The 15,112-nt window shown below is 72.0% G+C and carries 14 protein-coding genes and 1 pseudogene; 6 read left to right on the top strand and 9 right to left on the bottom strand.

Annotated features, from left to right (window positions below):
- Positions 1-98 precede the first annotated feature (98 nt).
- The 3 genes and pseudogenes from ABZ876_RS36030 to ABZ876_RS36040 form a co-directional block, all read right to left on the bottom strand.
- Entirely contained in the window at positions 99-635 is a 537-nt protein-coding gene (locus ABZ876_RS36030; RefSeq protein ID WP_361789725.1) for an NUDIX hydrolase family protein, read from the bottom strand.
- Between the two features lie 94 nt (positions 636-729).
- Positions 730-954 (bottom strand): hypothetical protein, encoded by a 225-nt coding sequence (locus ABZ876_RS36035; RefSeq protein WP_361789727.1) that lies wholly within the window; start codon positions 952-954, stop codon positions 730-732.
- Between the two features lie 65 nt (positions 955-1,019).
- Positions 1,020-1,482, bottom strand: a pseudogene (locus tag ABZ876_RS36040) (carboxymuconolactone decarboxylase family protein).
- A 128-nt stretch (positions 1,483-1,610) separates the two neighbouring features.
- Between ABZ876_RS36040 and ABZ876_RS36045 the strand changes: the two are divergent.
- Together ABZ876_RS36045 and ABZ876_RS36050 are read left to right on the top strand one after the other, a co-directional pair.
- Positions 1,611-2,600, top strand: coding sequence for a pirin family protein (locus ABZ876_RS36045; RefSeq protein ID WP_361789835.1), 990 nt, complete (start codon positions 1,611-1,613; stop codon positions 2,598-2,600).
- A gap of 41 nt (positions 2,601-2,641) precedes the next feature.
- Positions 2,642-2,980: a GNAT family N-acetyltransferase gene (locus ABZ876_RS36050; RefSeq protein ID WP_361789729.1), complete on the top strand. Its 339-nt coding sequence runs from the start codon at positions 2,642-2,644 to the stop codon at positions 2,978-2,980.
- A gap of 153 nt (positions 2,981-3,133) precedes the next feature.
- On the opposite strand, the gene ABZ876_RS36055 is transcribed toward ABZ876_RS36050, so the two are convergent.
- The gene (locus tag ABZ876_RS36055; protein ID WP_361789731.1) at positions 3,134-3,700 is read right to left on the bottom strand and encodes a TetR/AcrR family transcriptional regulator; all 567 of its coding nucleotides are present in this window, start codon (positions 3,698-3,700) and stop codon (positions 3,134-3,136) included.
- 382 nt (positions 3,701-4,082) lie between these two features.
- On the opposite strand from ABZ876_RS36055, the gene ABZ876_RS36060 reads away from it, so the two are divergent.
- Positions 4,083-4,967, top strand: coding sequence for a glutathione S-transferase C-terminal domain-containing protein (locus ABZ876_RS36060; RefSeq protein WP_361789733.1), 885 nt, complete (start codon positions 4,083-4,085; stop codon positions 4,965-4,967).
- A 407-nt stretch (positions 4,968-5,374) separates the two neighbouring features.
- Here the strand turns inward: ABZ876_RS36060 and ABZ876_RS36065 are convergent, their stop codons facing one another.
- The 5 genes from ABZ876_RS36065 to ABZ876_RS36085 all read right to left on the bottom strand — a co-directional run bounded on the left by ABZ876_RS36065 (position 5,375) and on the right by ABZ876_RS36085 (position 11,527).
- Positions 5,375-7,594 carry an NADP-dependent isocitrate dehydrogenase gene (locus tag ABZ876_RS36065; RefSeq protein ID WP_361789735.1) on the bottom strand — a complete coding sequence of 740 codons (2,220 nt, stop codon included), beginning with the start codon at positions 7,592-7,594 and terminating at the stop codon, positions 5,375-5,377.
- Positions 7,595-7,753: 159 nt separating this feature from the next.
- A complete protein-coding gene (locus tag ABZ876_RS36070; protein ID WP_361789737.1) occupies positions 7,754-8,155 on the bottom strand; it encodes a DUF4186 domain-containing protein in 402 nt (133 codons plus the stop codon).
- Between the two features lie 181 nt (positions 8,156-8,336).
- On the bottom strand, positions 8,337-9,434 hold the full coding sequence (locus ABZ876_RS36075) for a mechanosensitive ion channel family protein (RefSeq protein WP_361789739.1): 1,098 nt from the start codon (positions 9,432-9,434) through the stop codon (positions 8,337-8,339).
- 217 nt (positions 9,435-9,651) lie between these two features.
- On the bottom strand, positions 9,652-10,416 hold the full coding sequence (locus tag ABZ876_RS36080) for a crotonase/enoyl-CoA hydratase family protein (RefSeq protein ID WP_361789741.1): 765 nt from the start codon (positions 10,414-10,416) through the stop codon (positions 9,652-9,654).
- Positions 10,417-10,564: 148 nt separating this feature from the next.
- A complete protein-coding gene (locus ABZ876_RS36085) occupies positions 10,565-11,527 on the bottom strand; it encodes a lysylphosphatidylglycerol synthase transmembrane domain-containing protein (protein ID WP_361789743.1) in 963 nt (320 codons plus the stop codon).
- A 153-nt stretch (positions 11,528-11,680) separates the two neighbouring features.
- Here ABZ876_RS36085 and ABZ876_RS36090 point away from each other — a divergent pair, with 153 nt between their 5' ends.
- From ABZ876_RS36090 to ABZ876_RS36100, 3 genes are all read left to right on the top strand, one after another.
- Positions 11,681-13,600 carry an ABC transporter ATP-binding protein gene (locus ABZ876_RS36090; RefSeq protein WP_361789837.1) on the top strand — a complete coding sequence of 640 codons (1,920 nt, stop codon included), beginning with the start codon at positions 11,681-11,683 and terminating at the stop codon, positions 13,598-13,600.
- 165 nt (positions 13,601-13,765) lie between these two features.
- Entirely contained in the window at positions 13,766-14,308 is a 543-nt protein-coding gene (locus ABZ876_RS36095; RefSeq protein WP_361789745.1) for an NUDIX hydrolase, read from the top strand.
- A 98-nt stretch (positions 14,309-14,406) separates the two neighbouring features.
- Positions 14,407-15,102 (top strand): hypothetical protein, encoded by a 696-nt coding sequence (locus ABZ876_RS36100; protein ID WP_361789747.1) that lies wholly within the window; start codon positions 14,407-14,409, stop codon positions 15,100-15,102.
- The last annotated feature ends 10 nt before the right edge of the window (positions 15,103-15,112 follow it).

Here is a 15,112-nt window from a genome sequence, read left to right on the forward strand (position 1 = left end):
GCGGCGCGCCCCGGCCCCCCCCCCCCCCGCCCGCCCCCCCCCGGGGGGCGGCGGGACCGGACGGGAGGGGCGCCGTGGGGTACCGCCGGGCGTGTCGTTCAGGACAGACAGCCGACGTGGGCCAGGGCCTGCTTGAGGACGACGCCCTGCCCGCCCGGCATGTCGGCCTGGACCACGGCCGAGGACGCCTCCTGCGGACTGAACCACTCGAGGTCGAGCGCGTCCTGGCGGGGGCGGCAGTCCCCGGCCACCGGGACGATGTAGGCGAGGGCCACCGCGTGCTGGCGGGGGTCGTGGAGCGGCGTGATCCCCAGGGTCGGGAAGTATTCGGCCACGGTGAAGGGCTGGAGGGAGGGCGGGACGCGGGGGAGCGCCACCGGCCCGAGGTCCTTCTCCAGATGCCGCAGGAGCGCGTCCCGCACCCGTTCGTGGTGCAGCACCCGCCCGGAGACGAGGGTGCGGCTGACGGTCCCGTCGGGACCGATCCGCAACAGCAGTCCGACGCTGCTGACTTCGCCGCTGTCGTCGACGCGCACGGGCACGGCCTCCACGTACAGGATCGGCATGCGGGCACGCGCCAGCTCGAGTTCGTCGGGAGTCAGCCAGCCGGGCGAGGTTTCGGTCGTGTCAGGCATTGCCTGATCGTACGTTCAACAGTCGGCGTCGTGCGTGTGTCGCTCGGCACCGTACGCACGTCACACGGACGGGGCCATGCGCGCGGCGGCGGTGTCACCTGATGTGCCGCGGCAAGGCCGCGGCCGCCGCGGGCGGTTCGCCGGGCGGACGCACCACCATCACCTGCCAGGCCGGCGCGTGCCGTTCGTACCGGTAACGGTCCAGGTCCGGGAAGTGCGAGGCGATGGACGGGGGCCTGACGCACACGTCCAGACCGTGGCGGACCGGCTCGGCCGCCGCGATGACGTCATCGGCCTCGAAGTTCGTGACGCGGTCCACGCCGGCGGCGCGAGCGGCCCGGTCGACGGAGTGGCGGACGGCCCAGCCGGGCGTGAATGGGGATGTCAGTCATCTCGTGCGGAGATGACCGTCCGGCTGTGGCCGTCGATCCGCCGGACCGGGTGCCTGCTCATGATCGAGAGCCGGTCGAACGCGTTGATGGTGATCGCCATCCAGACCACCGCGGAGATCTGGTCGTCCGTGAGCACCCGCCGGGCCGCCTCGTACGCGGGTTCCTGGGCGGCGTCCCTCGGATCCGTGGTGGCCTCCGCCAGGGCGAGTGCGGCGCGCTCCTTGGGTGTGAACAGCTCGGTGTCCCGCCAGGCCGCCAGCACGCCCGGCCGCTGCGCGGTCCGTGATCTGCGACACGCGGAGGTTGATCAGCTCGACGAGAGCACGATCGAGTCCCGTGCCGGCGGCGACGGCGTGCACCGCCTCCGATGTCCCGAGCAGTGCGCGGTAGGCCGCGGGGCTCTGCTTGCCGACGAAGATCCGCGGGTGGGCGGGGTGCGTCACGGGGCTGGTCAACTCGGGACTCCTTCGGTGGCCGCTTCCGGCCCGTCGCTCGATCGTGTACGTGACACCGCCATCGTTCTATGATCGCAACGAAAGTTGTTTAATATAAAACCATCATGGACGACCGGGAGGTAATCACGGTGAGCAACGTCGAGACAGAGCCGGTCGAGGTGCGCTGCAAGGCGGCGGCCGACGGCGGGCGGCCGACGCAGGGGCCGCGGGTCGATGTGCTCACCCCGCGTGACGTGCCGCTCGGCGGCCCCCGGGCGATGAGCGTGCGGCGCACCCTGCCTCAGCGGGCCCGGACCCTGATCGGAGCCTGGTGCTTCGCCGATCACTACGGTCCCGACGACGTCGCCGCGACCGGGGGCATGGACGTCGCCCCCCACCCCCACACCGGGCTTCAGACGGTGAGCTGGCTCTTCAGCGGCGAGATCGAGCACCGCGACAGCCTGGGCAGCCACGCCTTCGTCAGGCCCGGCGAGCTGAACCTGATGACGGGCGGGCACGGCATCAGCCACTCGGAGGTCTCCACCCCGCGGACCACGGTTCTGCACGGCGTCCAGCTCTGGGTCGCGCTGCCCGCGGAACATCGCCACGCGCCCCGGGACTTCCGGCACCACGTGCCCGAGCCCGTGCGCATCGACGGCGCCGAGATCAGGGTCTTCCTCGGCTCCCTCGCGGGAGCCTCGTCCCCGGTAGGGACCTTCACGCCCCTGCTCGGCGCCGAGATCGTCCTCGAGCCCCATGCGACGGTCACGCTCGCCGTCGACCCGGGCTTCGAACACGGGCTCCTCGTCGACCGCGGGAACATCCGGATCGCCGATGTGAGCCTGCGTCCCGCGGAGCTGGCCTACGTCCACCCCGGAACCGGCGCGCTGACCCTGACGAACGATTCGCAGGACCCGGCGCGAACGGTGCTGCTCGGCGGAACTCCCTTCGAGGAGGAGATCGTCATGTGGTGGAATTTCATCGGCCGCAGCCACGAGGACATCGTCAGGGCGCGGGCGGACTGGGAGAACCGTTCCGACCGCTTCGGCGCCGTCGAGGGGTACCCGGGGAACCGGCTTCCGGCGCCCGCTCTGCCGAATGCCGTCATCACGCCGCGCAGGAATCCACCGCGTCGCTGACCCGCGCTCCAAAGCGCCGACACCCAGTCGAAAGGCATCCCATGAGCCAGTCTTCCGCCGCTCCGGTCGTCGTGCGGGCAGACGCCAGGAACCGCTACGAGATCCTGGTGAACGGCAAGCGTGCCGGTCTGACCGCGTACCGCGACCGTGGCGCCCAGCGCGTCTTCTACCACACGGAGGTCGACGAGGCGTTCGCCGGACAGGGTCTGGCCTCCCGGCTGGTCCAGGAGGCGCTCACCGATGTGCGCGCCCAGGGCAAGCGCATCGTTCCGGTCTGCCCGTACGTGGCGAAGTTCTTGCAGAAGCACGAGGAGTTCACCGACATCGTCGACCCGGTGACGCCCGAAATCCTCAGCTGGCTGGACACCGAACGCGGCTGATCCCCGGCACCGCTCGCAGCCCCCGGCCGCCGGCCGGGCGGGCTGTCCCGACCGCGATGTGAGTGTATGGTCAGTCACTCGCTACGCGGGCGAAACGGCCGAGGAGGTGGAAGGCGCTTGGCCTCGAAACGCCCGCCGGGCCTCGCCCCCCGGTCAGTAGTGGGTGATCCCCGCCGTAAGGGTCCGTGTCCAGGGGGCCTCCACCTCGTCGGCCCCCATGGAGACGATCAGATGGCACAGCATGCCCACGGCGAAGAAGTTCTGGATCTGTTCTTCGCTGCCCCCGGACGCGCCGCGGACGTACTCCACCAGCCGGGCGTACCCCTGCCGGGCGGCCTCGCGCACCGCGGGTTCCGAGACGGCCGCCGCCTGGGCGTGCAGCTGGATCAACATCAGGTCGTTGTTGCTGATCAGCTTGGCGTAGGCGTCCCCCATGGCCGACAGCACCACCTCCGGGGAGCTTCCCCCGGCCTCGGCGGCCGCACGTTCCAGGCTCGCCCGCACCTGTACGAAGCAGTGCTCGACCACGGCGACGAACAGCAACTCCTTGTTGGGGAAGAGCCGGTAGACGTACGCCTGGGAGATGCCCGCCGCCTTGGCGACCTCCGCCGTGGTGGTGCCGAAGTACCCGCGCGCGGCGAATGCGCCGATCGCGGTGCGCAGCACCGTCTCGCGGCGTTCCTCGGCGGTGGACAACTGGCGGGGACGATCCTTCTGCATGTGAGTACTCAATCAGTCACACTCTGGACCGTCAAGGGACGGCCGGGTGCACCGGACCGTCGGCCGGCTCGCACCGCCCTCTTGACGCGGAACGGAGCCGGACCGACACTCCAGTAGGGATTTCCTAGTGGACAGGTAGGGAATGATGGGACGCCTGAAGCCGGTCAGCGGCCGTGTGCGGCGCACACGCCGGCAGTCCCTCCTTCTGACCTCCCGCCGGCACATCGATCTGCTGCGTGTCTGCAGCGCATCCGGCCCGCTGCGCTGAACCGGCGCTACCGGGCCCGCGCCACATCCCGTCGTCCCGCCGGAGAGCGCCGTCCGCCCGTGGGCCGCCACCCACCGCACCTTCGCGCAACCCGACTCGACTCCGGGGAGAGACATGTCCGCCCGTGCCCTGACCGCACTTCCGTCCGCCCATCCCGCCCCCGCCTTCCGCGGCAGGATCGGCTGCGACGCCCGTAGCGGCCACTACGCCGTACCGCGTCGCTACCGCCTCCACCTGTCCCTGGCCTGTCCGCGCTGTCTGCGGATCGCCGTCATCCACAGCCTGCTCGGCCTCGAGGAGGTCGTGCCCGTGACCCTGCTGCCCGCGGTGCCCGACGGACCCGCGGGCGAACACTCGTCGCTGCGCCCGCTCTACGAGGCGAGCGCCCATCGCTACCCCGGTGCCGCCGTGGCGCCGGTGCTCAGTGACGACTGGTCGGGCCGGATCGTCAGCACCCACGCCCCCGACATCATGCGCGACATGGCGCGCCGCTTCGGTGCGGGCAGCCCCGCGCTGTACCCGCAGGGCGCCGACGGGGAGACGGAGGGCATTCGGAGCCTGTGCGCACAGGGCATCGACGCGGCCGCCCAGCGCGCGGGACGCGCCGACGCCGATGCCGAGGAGCGGGACGCCGCGCTCGCCTCGCTGCTGTGGACCCTGCGTTCACTCGAGGGCCGCCTGGCCCGCCGGGAGTATCTGCTCGGCGAGCAACTCAGCGCCGCCGACGTGGAGTTGTGGGTCGGGCTGGTGCAACTCGACACCGTGCACCGCTGGCATCTGGACGCCGTCGCGGTGCAGCGCATCGCCGACCATCCGCACCTGTGGGCCTACGCCCGCCGGCTGGCCGCCCATCCCGCCTTCGGTCCGCACCTCGACCTCGACGGCATCGCCCGACGGCATCACGCGCGCTGCCGGGGACTGGAGGCCGCCGGCGCCGCGGTGCAGATCCTGGACTGGGCAGCGCACGTGCCCGACGGGCCGATGCCCCGGCCCTGTTGACCGAGCGGCGGCGCCTGCGCGCATGTATCACCTCGGCGCCGACTCCGGTCCGCGGGGATGCGGCTGTGCTGGTTGGTTCGGTTCTGGTCCGCGGGGATGCGGCTGTGCTGGTTGGTTCGGTTCCGGTCCGCGGGGACGCGATCGCCCTGGCTGGTTCGGTTCCGGTCCGCGGGGATGCGGCTGTGCTGGTTGGTTCGGTTTCGGTCCGCGGGGACGCGATCGCCCTGGCTGGATCGGTTCCGGTCCGCAGGGATGCGACCGCCCCGGCCGGATCGGTTCCGGTCCGCACGGACGCGACCGCCCCGGCCGGATCGGCTCCCCGCACGGACGCGACCGCCCCGGCCGGATCGGATCCGGCCGGGGCGGTCGTGGTCACGCCGGTGCGGGTGCTGCCGCGCAAGCCCCGCTTACGCGAGCGACGTCAGCAGCTGGTTCCAGGTCGCCGAGGGACGCATGACCTCGGAGGCCTTGGCCGGGTCGGGCTGGTAGTAGCCGCCGATGTCGGCCGGCTTGCCCTGGACGGCGATCAGCTCGTCGACGATCTTCTGCTCATTGGCGGCGAGCCCCTCGGCGAGCGGGGCGAACGCCTTGGCCAGCTCAGCGTCGTCGGTCTGCCGGGCCAGCTCCTGCGCCCAGTACAGGGACAGGTAGAAGTGGCTGCCGCGGTTGTCGATGCCGCCGACGCGACGGGTCGGGGACTTGTCCTCGTTGAGGAAGGTCGCCGTGGCGCGGTCGAGGGTGTCGGCGAGGACCTGGGCGCGCTGGTTGCCGGTGGTCTTCGCGTACTGCTCGAAGGACGGCACGAGCGCGAAGAACTCGCCGAGGGAGTCCCAGCGCAGGTAGTTCTCCTTGACGAGCTGCTGGACGTGCTTCGGGGCGGAGCCGCCGGCGCCCGTCTCGAACAGGCCGCCGCCCGCCATCAGCGGGACGACCGACAGCATCTTGGCGCTGGTGCCCAGCTCCAGGATCGGGAACAGGTCGGTCAGGTAGTCGCGCAGCACGTTGCCGGTGACGGAGATGGTGTTCTCGCCGCGGCGGATGCGCTCCACGGACAGCTTGGTCGCCTCGACCGGGGGCAGGATGCGGATGTCCAGGCCCTCGGTGTCGTGCTCCCGCAGGTACTCCTCGACCTTGGCGATCAGGTTTGCGTCGTGCGCGCGGGTCTCGTCCAGCCAGAACACGGCCGGGTCGCCGGTGGCGCGGGCACGGGTGACGGCGAGCTTCACCCAGTCCTTGATCGGGGCGTCCTTGGTCTGGCAGGCGCGGAAGATGTCACCGGCGGAGACGGTCTGCTCCAGCACGACGTTGCCGGCCTGGTCCACGAGACGGACGGTACCCGTGGTGGGGATCTCGAAGGTCTTGTCGTGGCTGCCGTACTCCTCGGCCTTCTGCGCCATCAGGCCCACGTTCGGCACGGAGCCCATGGTGGAGGGGTCGTAGGCGCCGTTCGCGCGGCAGTCGTCGATCACGGCCTGGTACACGCCGGAGTAGCTGGAGTCCGGCAGCACCGCGAGGGTGTCGTGCTCCTGGCCGTCCGGGCCCCACATGTGGCCGGAGGTGCGGATCATGGCCGGCATGGAGGCGTCGACGATGACGTCGGACGGGACGTGCAGGTTGGTGATGCCCTTGTCGGAGTCGACCATGGCCAGCGCCGGGCCCTCGGCCAGCTCGGCGTCGAAGGAGGCCTTGATCTCCTCGCCGTTCGGCAGGCCCTCCAGGCCCTTGAAGATGCCGCCCAGACCGTCGTTCGGGGTCAGGCCGGCCGCGGCGAACGTCTCGCCGTACTTCGCGAACGTCTTCGGGAAGAAGGCGCGCACCACATGACCGAAGACGATCGGGTCGGAGACCTTCATCATCGTGGCCTTCAGGTGCACCGAGAACAGGACGCCCTCCTCCTTGGCGCGGGCGACCTGCGCGGTCAGGAACTCGCGCAGCGCGGCGACGCGCATCACCGAGGCGTCCACGACCTCGCCCTCGAGGACCGGCACGGACTCGCGCAGCACGGTGGTGGAGCCGTCGTCGCCCTTCAGCTCGATGCGCAGCGCACCGGCCTCGGAGATCACCGCCGACTTCTCGGTGGAGCGGAAGTCGTCCACACCCATGGTCGCGACGTTCGTCTTCGACTCCGGCGTCCAGGCGCCCATGCGGTGCGGGTGGGTCTTGGCGTAGTTCTTCACCGAGGCCGGGGCACGGCGGTCGGAGTTGCCCTCGCGCAGCACCGGGTTCACGGCGGAGCCCTTGACCTTGTCGTAACGGGCGCGGATCTCCCGCTCCTCGTCGGTCTTCGGCTCGTCCGGGTAGTCCGGCAGCGCGTAGCCCTTGGCCTGAAGCTCGGCGACGGCCGCCTTCAGCTGCGGGACGGACGCCGAGATGTTCGGCAGCTTGATGATGTTGGCCGCGGGGGTCTTGGCCAGCTCGCCCAGCTCGGCGAGGTCGTCGTTGATCCGCAGGCCCTCGTCGAGGTACTCGGGGAAGACCGCGAGGATGCGCCCGGCCAGCGAGATGTCACGGGTCTCCACAGCGACACCCGCCTGCGAGGCGTAAGCCCGGACCACCGGCAGGAAGGAATACGTCGCCAGGGCCGGGGCCTCGTCAGTGTGCGTGTAAATGATGGTCGAGTCAGTCACCGGGTGCTCCGCTCCACGTCTGCAACATTGCTCGACATCAAGATATCTCGTGCGTGCACCCCACTCGACAGTGGCCCGCGCCCTGGAAGCCCCGAAGGGGCCGCCCGGGCGCCAGACCCGCGTCCCGGCGTGGCGGGAGGCCCGACCAGGCGGGTCGCGTCAGGGCCGGTCCTCCCATGCCGAGCCGGTGCCGGACCCCGGCGCGCCCACCATCTCGCGCTCGATCCACCGGCAGATCACTTCCACGACATAGGCACGCTCCGCACGGCTCAGCTCCCGGCCCTTCGGGATCCCGTGCCAGCGCTCCAGACACGTACGGCAGCATGTCGCGGTCGCGTGCTGGGCGACGAAGACCGGGTGGCCCCGGTAGGGGGTCTGCTTCCCGTCCTTGTACGGCTCGGCCGGTGCCAGCCGCTTGGCGATGAGGTCGTACGCGTGCCACCGGAGGGTGGAGGGGCCGCTCAGCTCGGCGGTGGCTCGGTCGCGTCCGCGCAGACGGAACTTCGCGCGGAAGGGATGGCGCGCGATCCGGTCCAGCCGTTGGTCGAGCGAGCGATCCATCCGGCCTGGAGCTCCGGGCCTCGGGTCACCGGGAGTCCGAGGTCCGTGCATCGGGGATTCGGGGGAAGGGTTCATGCTCCTTCGAGCATATGACGGCCGGACCGGCCCGGCCGGTCCGGCGAGCCCCACGGCGGCCCGCAGGCCAAGGGGTGTCCCGAAGGCCAAGGGGGGTGCCCGAAGGTCAGGGGCTGTTCCTGCCGCTGTGCTCGGCCACCACGTCGTCGCCGCTGCGAGGCGGCGGTATGGCGGCCGCGCCCTGGTGCAGCGCCACCGTCCGCGTCGGCGCCGGGATGCGGATCCCCTCGGCCCGGTACCGCTTGTGCAGGCGCTTGATGAACTCGTGCTTGATCCGGTACTGGTCGCTGAACTCGCCGACGCCCAGGATCACCGTGAAGCCGATCCGGGAGTCGCCGAACGTGTGGAAGCGGACCGCCGGTTCGTGGTCCGGGACGGCGCCCGTGATCTCCGTCATCACCTCGGCGACGACTTCGGTGGTCACCTTCTCGACATGTTCCAGATCACTGTCGTAACCGACCCCCACCTGCACCAGCACGGTCAACTGCTGCTCGGGACGGGTGTAGTTGATCATGTTGGTCTTGGCGAGCTCCCCGTTGGGGATGACGACCAGGTTGTTGGAGAGCTGGCGGACGGTGGTCTGCCGCCAGTTGATGTCGACGACATACCCCTCCTCGCCGCTGCTCAGCCGGATGTAGTCACCCGGCTGAACGGTCTTGGAGGCGAGGATGTGGATGCCCGCGAACAGGTTCGCGAGGGTGTCCTGAAGGGCGAGGGCGACGGCCAGACCACCCACACCCAGGGCGGTGAGGAGGGGCGCTATGGAGATGCCCAGTGTCTGAAGCGTCACCAGGAAGCCCAAGGCCAGCACCACGACCCGGGTGATGTTGACGAAGATCGTCGCCGATCCGGCGACCCCGGAGCGGGACTGGGTGACCGTCCGCACCAGACCCGCGACGACCCGGGCGGCCGTCAGCGTCACGACGAAGATGAGCAGCACGCTCAGGGACTGGTTGACGTGGTGCTGCACCGTCCGGGTGAGCGGCAGTACGGCCGCCGCGGAGGCCGCGCCGCCGGCGATGGCCGACCAGGGCACCACGGTGCGCAGCGCGTCCACGATGACGTCGTCGCCGCTCCACCGGGTGCGGCTCGCGTGCCGGCCCAGCCAGCGCAGCAGCACGCGCAGCAGGAAGGCCGTCAACAGGCCCGCGGCCAGGGCGATCCCGGCAAGCATCAGGTCGTCGAGAGTGAGCGCACGGTTCACCGGTCACCTCCCGCGCCGAAGAAGGGGCCCCAGGGCCGGATGTGAGGAGTCGTCACTTGCCACCTGCTCGTATCACGGGATGCACGATCACGCCCGGACCGGTGTCGGTCGTCCGGAGCGAGGATTCATCCTGCCGTATGACGGTGTCCGACCGTGAAAGGGGCGGCGTGGACCGGCCGTTCACCGTACGGAGGCGTGCCCTCGGCCCGGCCCGCGGTCACAGGTCCCTGAACGACCCGTGCCGCCCGGCCCCGGTCGCGAAGCGGCCCGCACCTTCCAGCCCCTCCGCCAGGACATCGATGCCGTAGCGGAGTTCGCCGCGCATCGCCGTCTGCTCGTCCAGTCCCTCCTGGTCGAGGACCGAGGCGCGGTCGCCGCGCAGGCACGCCTGCGGAAAGCGGGCGATCTCGGCGGCCAGTTCCTCCGCCTCGGCGCGAGCGCGGCCGGTCGGCACGACGCGGTTGGCGAGCCCCATCGCATGGGCCTCCCGGGCCGGCACCGCACGACCGGTGAGGATCATGTCCAGGGCACGGCTGGTGCCGATCAGCCGCGGCAGCCGTACCGTGCCGCCGTCGATGAGCGGTACGCCCCAGCGGCGGCAGAAGACACCGAACACCGCGTCCTCCTCGGCGACCCGCAGATCGCACCAGAGCGCCAGCTCCAGACCGCCGGCCACCGCATGACCGGCGACCGCCGCGATCACCGGCTTGGACAGCCGCAGCCGGGTCGGTCCCATCGGCCCGTCGCCGTCCTCGGCCACCCGGTTGCCGCGCTCGGTCCCGACCGCCTTGAGATCGGCGCCCGCGCAGAACGTCCCGCCCTCGCCCCACAGCACCGCCACGCGCGCCGACGGGTCCGCCTCGAACGCCCGGAAGGCGTCGGCCAGCGCGGCGGCGGTCGGCCCGTCCACCGCGTTACGGGCCTCGGGGCGGGAGAGGACGAGGGTGCTGACGTACCCCTGGCGTTCGGTCCGGACCGGCATCGGGCTGCCTCTCTCACGGGCGGGGAAGGGCTGACCCCGCGAGGTTACTCTCCGGTACGGTCGCTGTCGCCGTCCGGCGGAGAGCCGTGGGCGCGGTCGGGTGTCAGCCGCCGACGGGCGCCTGCGGCCGTGGCGGTGTGCGCCCCGTTCAGATCACTTTCAGCCGCACCAGCGCCCCCAGCGTCAGTGCACCCGGCAGCAGGGGCAGCCACACCGTGATGATCCGGTACCCGAGGACCACCGCCGTCGCCACGGCCACCGGACCGCCCGCCGCGGCCAGGGCGACGATCAGTGCCGCCTCCACCGAGCCGATCCCGCCCGGGGTGGGCACGGCGGCGACCGCGAGGGTCGCCGCCAGATACGCGACCGCCATGTGCACGGGCGGCACCGGGAGCGCCAGCGCCTGGCCCACCGCGGCGAGCCCGGCCGCCTGAAGCGCGGGGAACGCCAGCGAGCCGCCCCACAGGGCGAGCGCGCGGGCCGGCCGGGTGTGCACCGAGCGGGCCTCGCCCAGCGCCGTGCGCACGAACGAGAACACGGCCGTGCGCAGCCGCCGCACCACCAGGACGACCGTCACCGCGACGCACACCGCCCCGGCCGCCGCGAGCAGGATCGGACCCGCCGCCGCGGCGGGGACGAGAGAGCCGAGGTGAAGCGCGTCCGGGGACGTCACCAGCAGGACCAGCAGCAGAGCGACCCGGGTGATCGCCTCGGCGAGCATGTACAGCGCGAGCGCGGCCGACGAGCGTGCGAGCGGCACCCCGCACACCGTCATGAAGCGCAGGTTGACCGCGCTCGCGCCGAGCCCGGTCGGCAGCAGGTGATTGGCCGCGCCCGCTGCGAACTGCGTGGCCAGCAGCCGCCGCAGCGGCAGCCGCTGCACCACCGCGCCCTGCCGGGTGACGGCGGCCGCGACCCAGGTCAGACAGGTCGCACCGGCCGCGGCCACCAGCCACGGCCACTCGGCCGACCGCAGGTGGCCGAAGCCCTCCGCCAGCACGGACCGGTGCTCTGCCGCGACCACGAGCACGAGGACGAGCGGGAGCAGGCACAGGACCCGGCGGACCGGAACACGTCTGGGGAGTCCCTGAGGGAGACGTACGGCAGTCACATCGGCAGAGGCTTTCCGTGCCGCACCAACACGAGGTTGCGTACGCGGAGACGGAGGCTGACACGCCGGGCAAGGCACGGGAGCGCCCGCGCAGCCGTGCCCGCGCGCGTCGAGCCTCACGGCGCCGGAGGTTCTACCGTCGGACTCATGAGCATGGAGAGCACCGCCTGGCACCAGCTGCACAGTGTCATGACGGCACAGCGGGAACACCGGCCCTTCGCCCGTGCGACGCTGCGCCGCATCGGGGCCTTCGCCCGCCCGCACCGCCGGCGTATCGCGGAGTTCGTCGTGGTCAGTGTGGTGACCGCACTGCTCGCCGTCGCGACCCCCGTACTCGCCGGCCGCGTCGTCGACGCGATCGTGTCGCACGGCGACCAGGGCAGGGTCATAGGGCTGTCGTTGCTGATCGCCGTGATCGCGCTCGCCGAGGCGGCGCTCGGGCTCCTCGGCCGCCGGCTGTCGGCCACGCTCGGGGAGGGCCTCATCCTCGATCTGCGGACGGCTGTGTTCGATCATGTGCAGCGCATGCCGGTCGCGTTCTTCACACGTACCCGTACGGGAGCGCTCGTCAGTCGTCTCAACAACGACGTCATCGGCGCCCAGCGCGCCTTCAGCAACACCCTGTCCGGGGTGGTCGGCAACCTCGTCACGCTGCTGCTCACCCTGGCCGTGATGCTCACCCTGTCCTGGCAGGTCACCCTGCTCGCCCTGGCACTGCTGCCGGTCTTCGTGGTGCCGGCGCGGCGGATGGGCAGACGTATGGCACGGCTCCAGCGGGAGGCCGCCGACCTCAACGCCGCCATGGGGACCCGGATGACCGAGCGCTTCTCCGCGCCCGGCGCCACCCTCGTCAAGCTGTTCGGGCGTCCGGAGGAGGAGTCCGCCGAGTTCGCGGCGCGGGCCCGGCGGGTGCGGGACATCGGGGTGCGGACGGCGATGGCACAGTCCGCGTTCCTCACCGCCCTGACGCTCGTCTCCGCGCTGGCGCTCGCCCTGGTCTACGGCCTCGGAGGCTGGTTCGCCCTGCGCGGCACCCTGGAGCCCGGCTCCGTCGTCTCGCTGGCCCTGCTGCTCACCCGGCTGTACGCGCCGCTCACCTCCCTCGCGGGTGCCCGGGTGGAGGTGATGAGCGCCCTGGTGAGCTTCGAGCGCGTCTTCGAGGTACTCGACCTCAGGCCGCTGATCGAGGAGAAGCCGGGCGCGCGGAGTGTCCCCGCGGGGCCGGTGTCGGTGGAGTTCGACGACGTCCGCTTCGGTTACCCGGCCGCCGACCGGGTCTCCCTGGCCTCACTGGAGGAGGTGGCGACCCTGGACACCCGCGGCGGAGCCGAGATCCTGCACGGAGTCTCCTTCCGCGCCGAGCCCGGCCGGACGGTCGCGCTCGTCGGCTCCTCGGGCGCCGGCAAGTCCACCATCGCCGCTCTGCTGCCGCGGCTGTACGACGTCGACGAAGGCGCCGTGCGCGTCGGCGGGATCGACGTGCGTGAGCTGAGCGCGGCGTCCCTGCGCGAGACGCTCGGCATGGTGACGCAGGACGGTCACCTGTTCCACGACACGGTACGGGCCAATCTGCTGCTCGCCCGCGCGGACGCGACCGAGGACGACCTGTGGGAGGTGTTGGGCCGCGCCCGTCTCGACGGCCTCGTCCGTTCCCTGCCCGACGGCCTCGACACGGTCGTCGGTGAGCGCGGCTACCGGCTGTCCGGCGGCGAGCGCCAGCGGATGACGATCGCGCGCCTGCTGCTGGCCCGTCAGCGCGTCGTCATCCTCGACGAGGCCACCGCCCATCTCGACAGCACCTCGGAGGCGGCCGTCCAGGAGGCCCTGACGGAAGCCCTGGAGGGCCGTACCGCCGTCGTCATCGCCCACCGTCTGTCCACCGTACGGGCCGCCGACGTCATCCTCGTCGTGGAGTCCGGCCGGATCGTGGAGCGGGGCACGCACGAGGAGCTGCTGGCCGCGGACGGACGGTACGCGGAGCTGTACCGGACGCAGTTCGACAAGGCGCGGGTGTCCTCGCCGGCGACGGGGGCCGAGGCCCTGGCCCCGCCCGGGACGGAGGCCGTGGCGTAGGCCGCCGTGCGGGACGGCGACGGGCGTCGGCGGCAGCGTGCCTCGTACCGCCCGAAGAGCGGTATGCCGGGTGCCCCGTCCCCTCCTCCCTGCGCTCAGGAGCGCAGATCCCACCCAGACGGCCGGTGGCGCATGGCGTCGCGGTGCCTGGGCAGAACTCCCGGCATGGAGACCCGAGGACCCTGGAGGCGGCACCACCGGGAGTCCCTGTGCACGACCGCCCGCCTCGTGGCGTACCAGGACGAGGTCACGCGGCCCGACGGGCGCGCGGGCCGCTACGACTGGGTGCGGGTGCCCGACCAGGTGCGGGTCGCGGCGCTGGTCGAGGGACGCCTGCTGGTCGTCGAGCAGTACCACTACCTCACCGGCACGATGTGGCAGCTGCCGGGCGGTGACCTGGACCCGCAGGACCGCGACAGCCGGGCGGCCGCCCGTCGCGAACTCGCCGAGGAGACCGGCTACCGCGAAGGCCGCTGGACGGCGCGGGGCGCCCTGCATCCGCTGCCCGGGCTCACGCCCGCCCGCGTCCACCTGTGGAGCGCCGAGGGCCTGACGCCGGGCGAGCCCGCACCGGAGCCCGGCGAGACGGGCCTGGAGGTACGTCATATTCCGCTGGCCGAGGCGGTGAGGGCCGCGTGCGACGGCCGGATCGGCTGTGCCTCCAGCGCGGCCCTGGTTCTGGCCGTGGCGGCGGCACACATCGGCTGACGGCCCGGGACAAGGTCGGCTGACGGCCCGGGACAAGGTCGGCTGACGGCCCGGGACAAGGTCGGCTGACGGCCGGTGACAAGGGGGGACGAGACGGAATGACATGGTGGACCACGCTCCGGAACGGAGTGCGCCTGCACGGCCTACGGCTGCTCGCCGCCGTGGTGGTCGGCGCCGCGACCGGCCTGGCCGTCTTCAGCGTCACCCGGGTCAGCGGCCGCAATCTGTTCCTCATCACCGGAGGCCTGGCCGGCGCCCTCGCCGTGGTGATCCTCCAGGTCTACGGCCGCGCCGCGCGCCTCAGCGAGGTCACCGTCCGGGTCCCGCAGATCAGCGAGCTGACGTTCGTCGTGAACAACGACGCACGGCAGATGGCCTGGCACCTGTTCGTCGAGACGGCCACCCGGGTCTCCACCCAGCCCCTGGGCCACGACGAGGGCCTGCTGCGCGAGGCGCTCAGCTCTTTGTACGGGCTCTTCGCCACGACCCGCGACACCCTCAAGGCCGGCCGCCCCTCGAGGGCCGGCGTCGGCGGGCACACGGTCGAATACCTCGCGATCACCATGCTCAACCATGAGCTGCGCCCCTTCCTCTCGACCTGGCACCCCCGTCTGCGCGCCCACGAGCAGGCGCACCCTGACGCCCCCGAATCCGCCTGGTCCGACAACACGGCCTGCCGCGCCGCGCTGAGCGCGGTCCAGCGCAATCTGCACGACTACGCGCTGGGCTTCGCCCGTCTGGCCGGGGTGCACGCCCCGGAGACCCTGCTGGGCGGCGCCGACCGGCTGCCCTGACCACGCGGGC

This window comes from Streptomyces sp. NPDC046931 (assembly GCF_040644655.1).
Classification (GTDB): domain Bacteria; phylum Actinomycetota; class Actinomycetes; order Streptomycetales; family Streptomycetaceae; genus Streptomyces.

What these genes read in the sequence shown, in the direction of transcription:
- ABZ876_RS36030 (WP_361789725.1), bottom strand. Translation starts at nt 635, where the DNA reads ATGCCTGACACGACCGAAACCTCGCCCGGCTGGCTGACTCCCGACGAA.
- ABZ876_RS36050 (WP_361789729.1), top strand. Translation starts at nt 2,642, where the DNA reads ATGAGCCAGTCTTCCGCCGCTCCGGTCGTCGTGCGGGCAGACGCCAGG.
- ABZ876_RS36055 (WP_361789731.1), bottom strand. Translation starts at nt 3,700, where the DNA reads ATGCAGAAGGATCGTCCCCGCCAGTTGTCCACCGCCGAGGAACGCCGC.
- ABZ876_RS36060 (WP_361789733.1), top strand. Translation starts at nt 4,083, where the DNA reads ATGTCCGCCCGTGCCCTGACCGCACTTCCGTCCGCCCATCCCGCCCCC.
- ABZ876_RS36070 (WP_361789737.1), bottom strand. Translation starts at nt 8,155, where the DNA reads ATGGATCGCTCGCTCGACCAACGGCTGGACCGGATCGCGCGCCATCCC.
- ABZ876_RS36080 (WP_361789741.1), bottom strand. Translation starts at nt 10,416, where the DNA reads ATGCCGGTCCGGACCGAACGCCAGGGGTACGTCAGCACCCTCGTCCTC.
- ABZ876_RS36090 (WP_361789837.1), top strand. Translation starts at nt 11,681, where the DNA reads ATGGAGAGCACCGCCTGGCACCAGCTGCACAGTGTCATGACGGCACAG.
- ABZ876_RS36095 (WP_361789745.1), top strand. Translation starts at nt 13,766, where the DNA reads ATGGAGACCCGAGGACCCTGGAGGCGGCACCACCGGGAGTCCCTGTGC.
- ABZ876_RS36100 (WP_361789747.1), top strand. Translation starts at nt 14,407, where the DNA reads ATGACATGGTGGACCACGCTCCGGAACGGAGTGCGCCTGCACGGCCTA.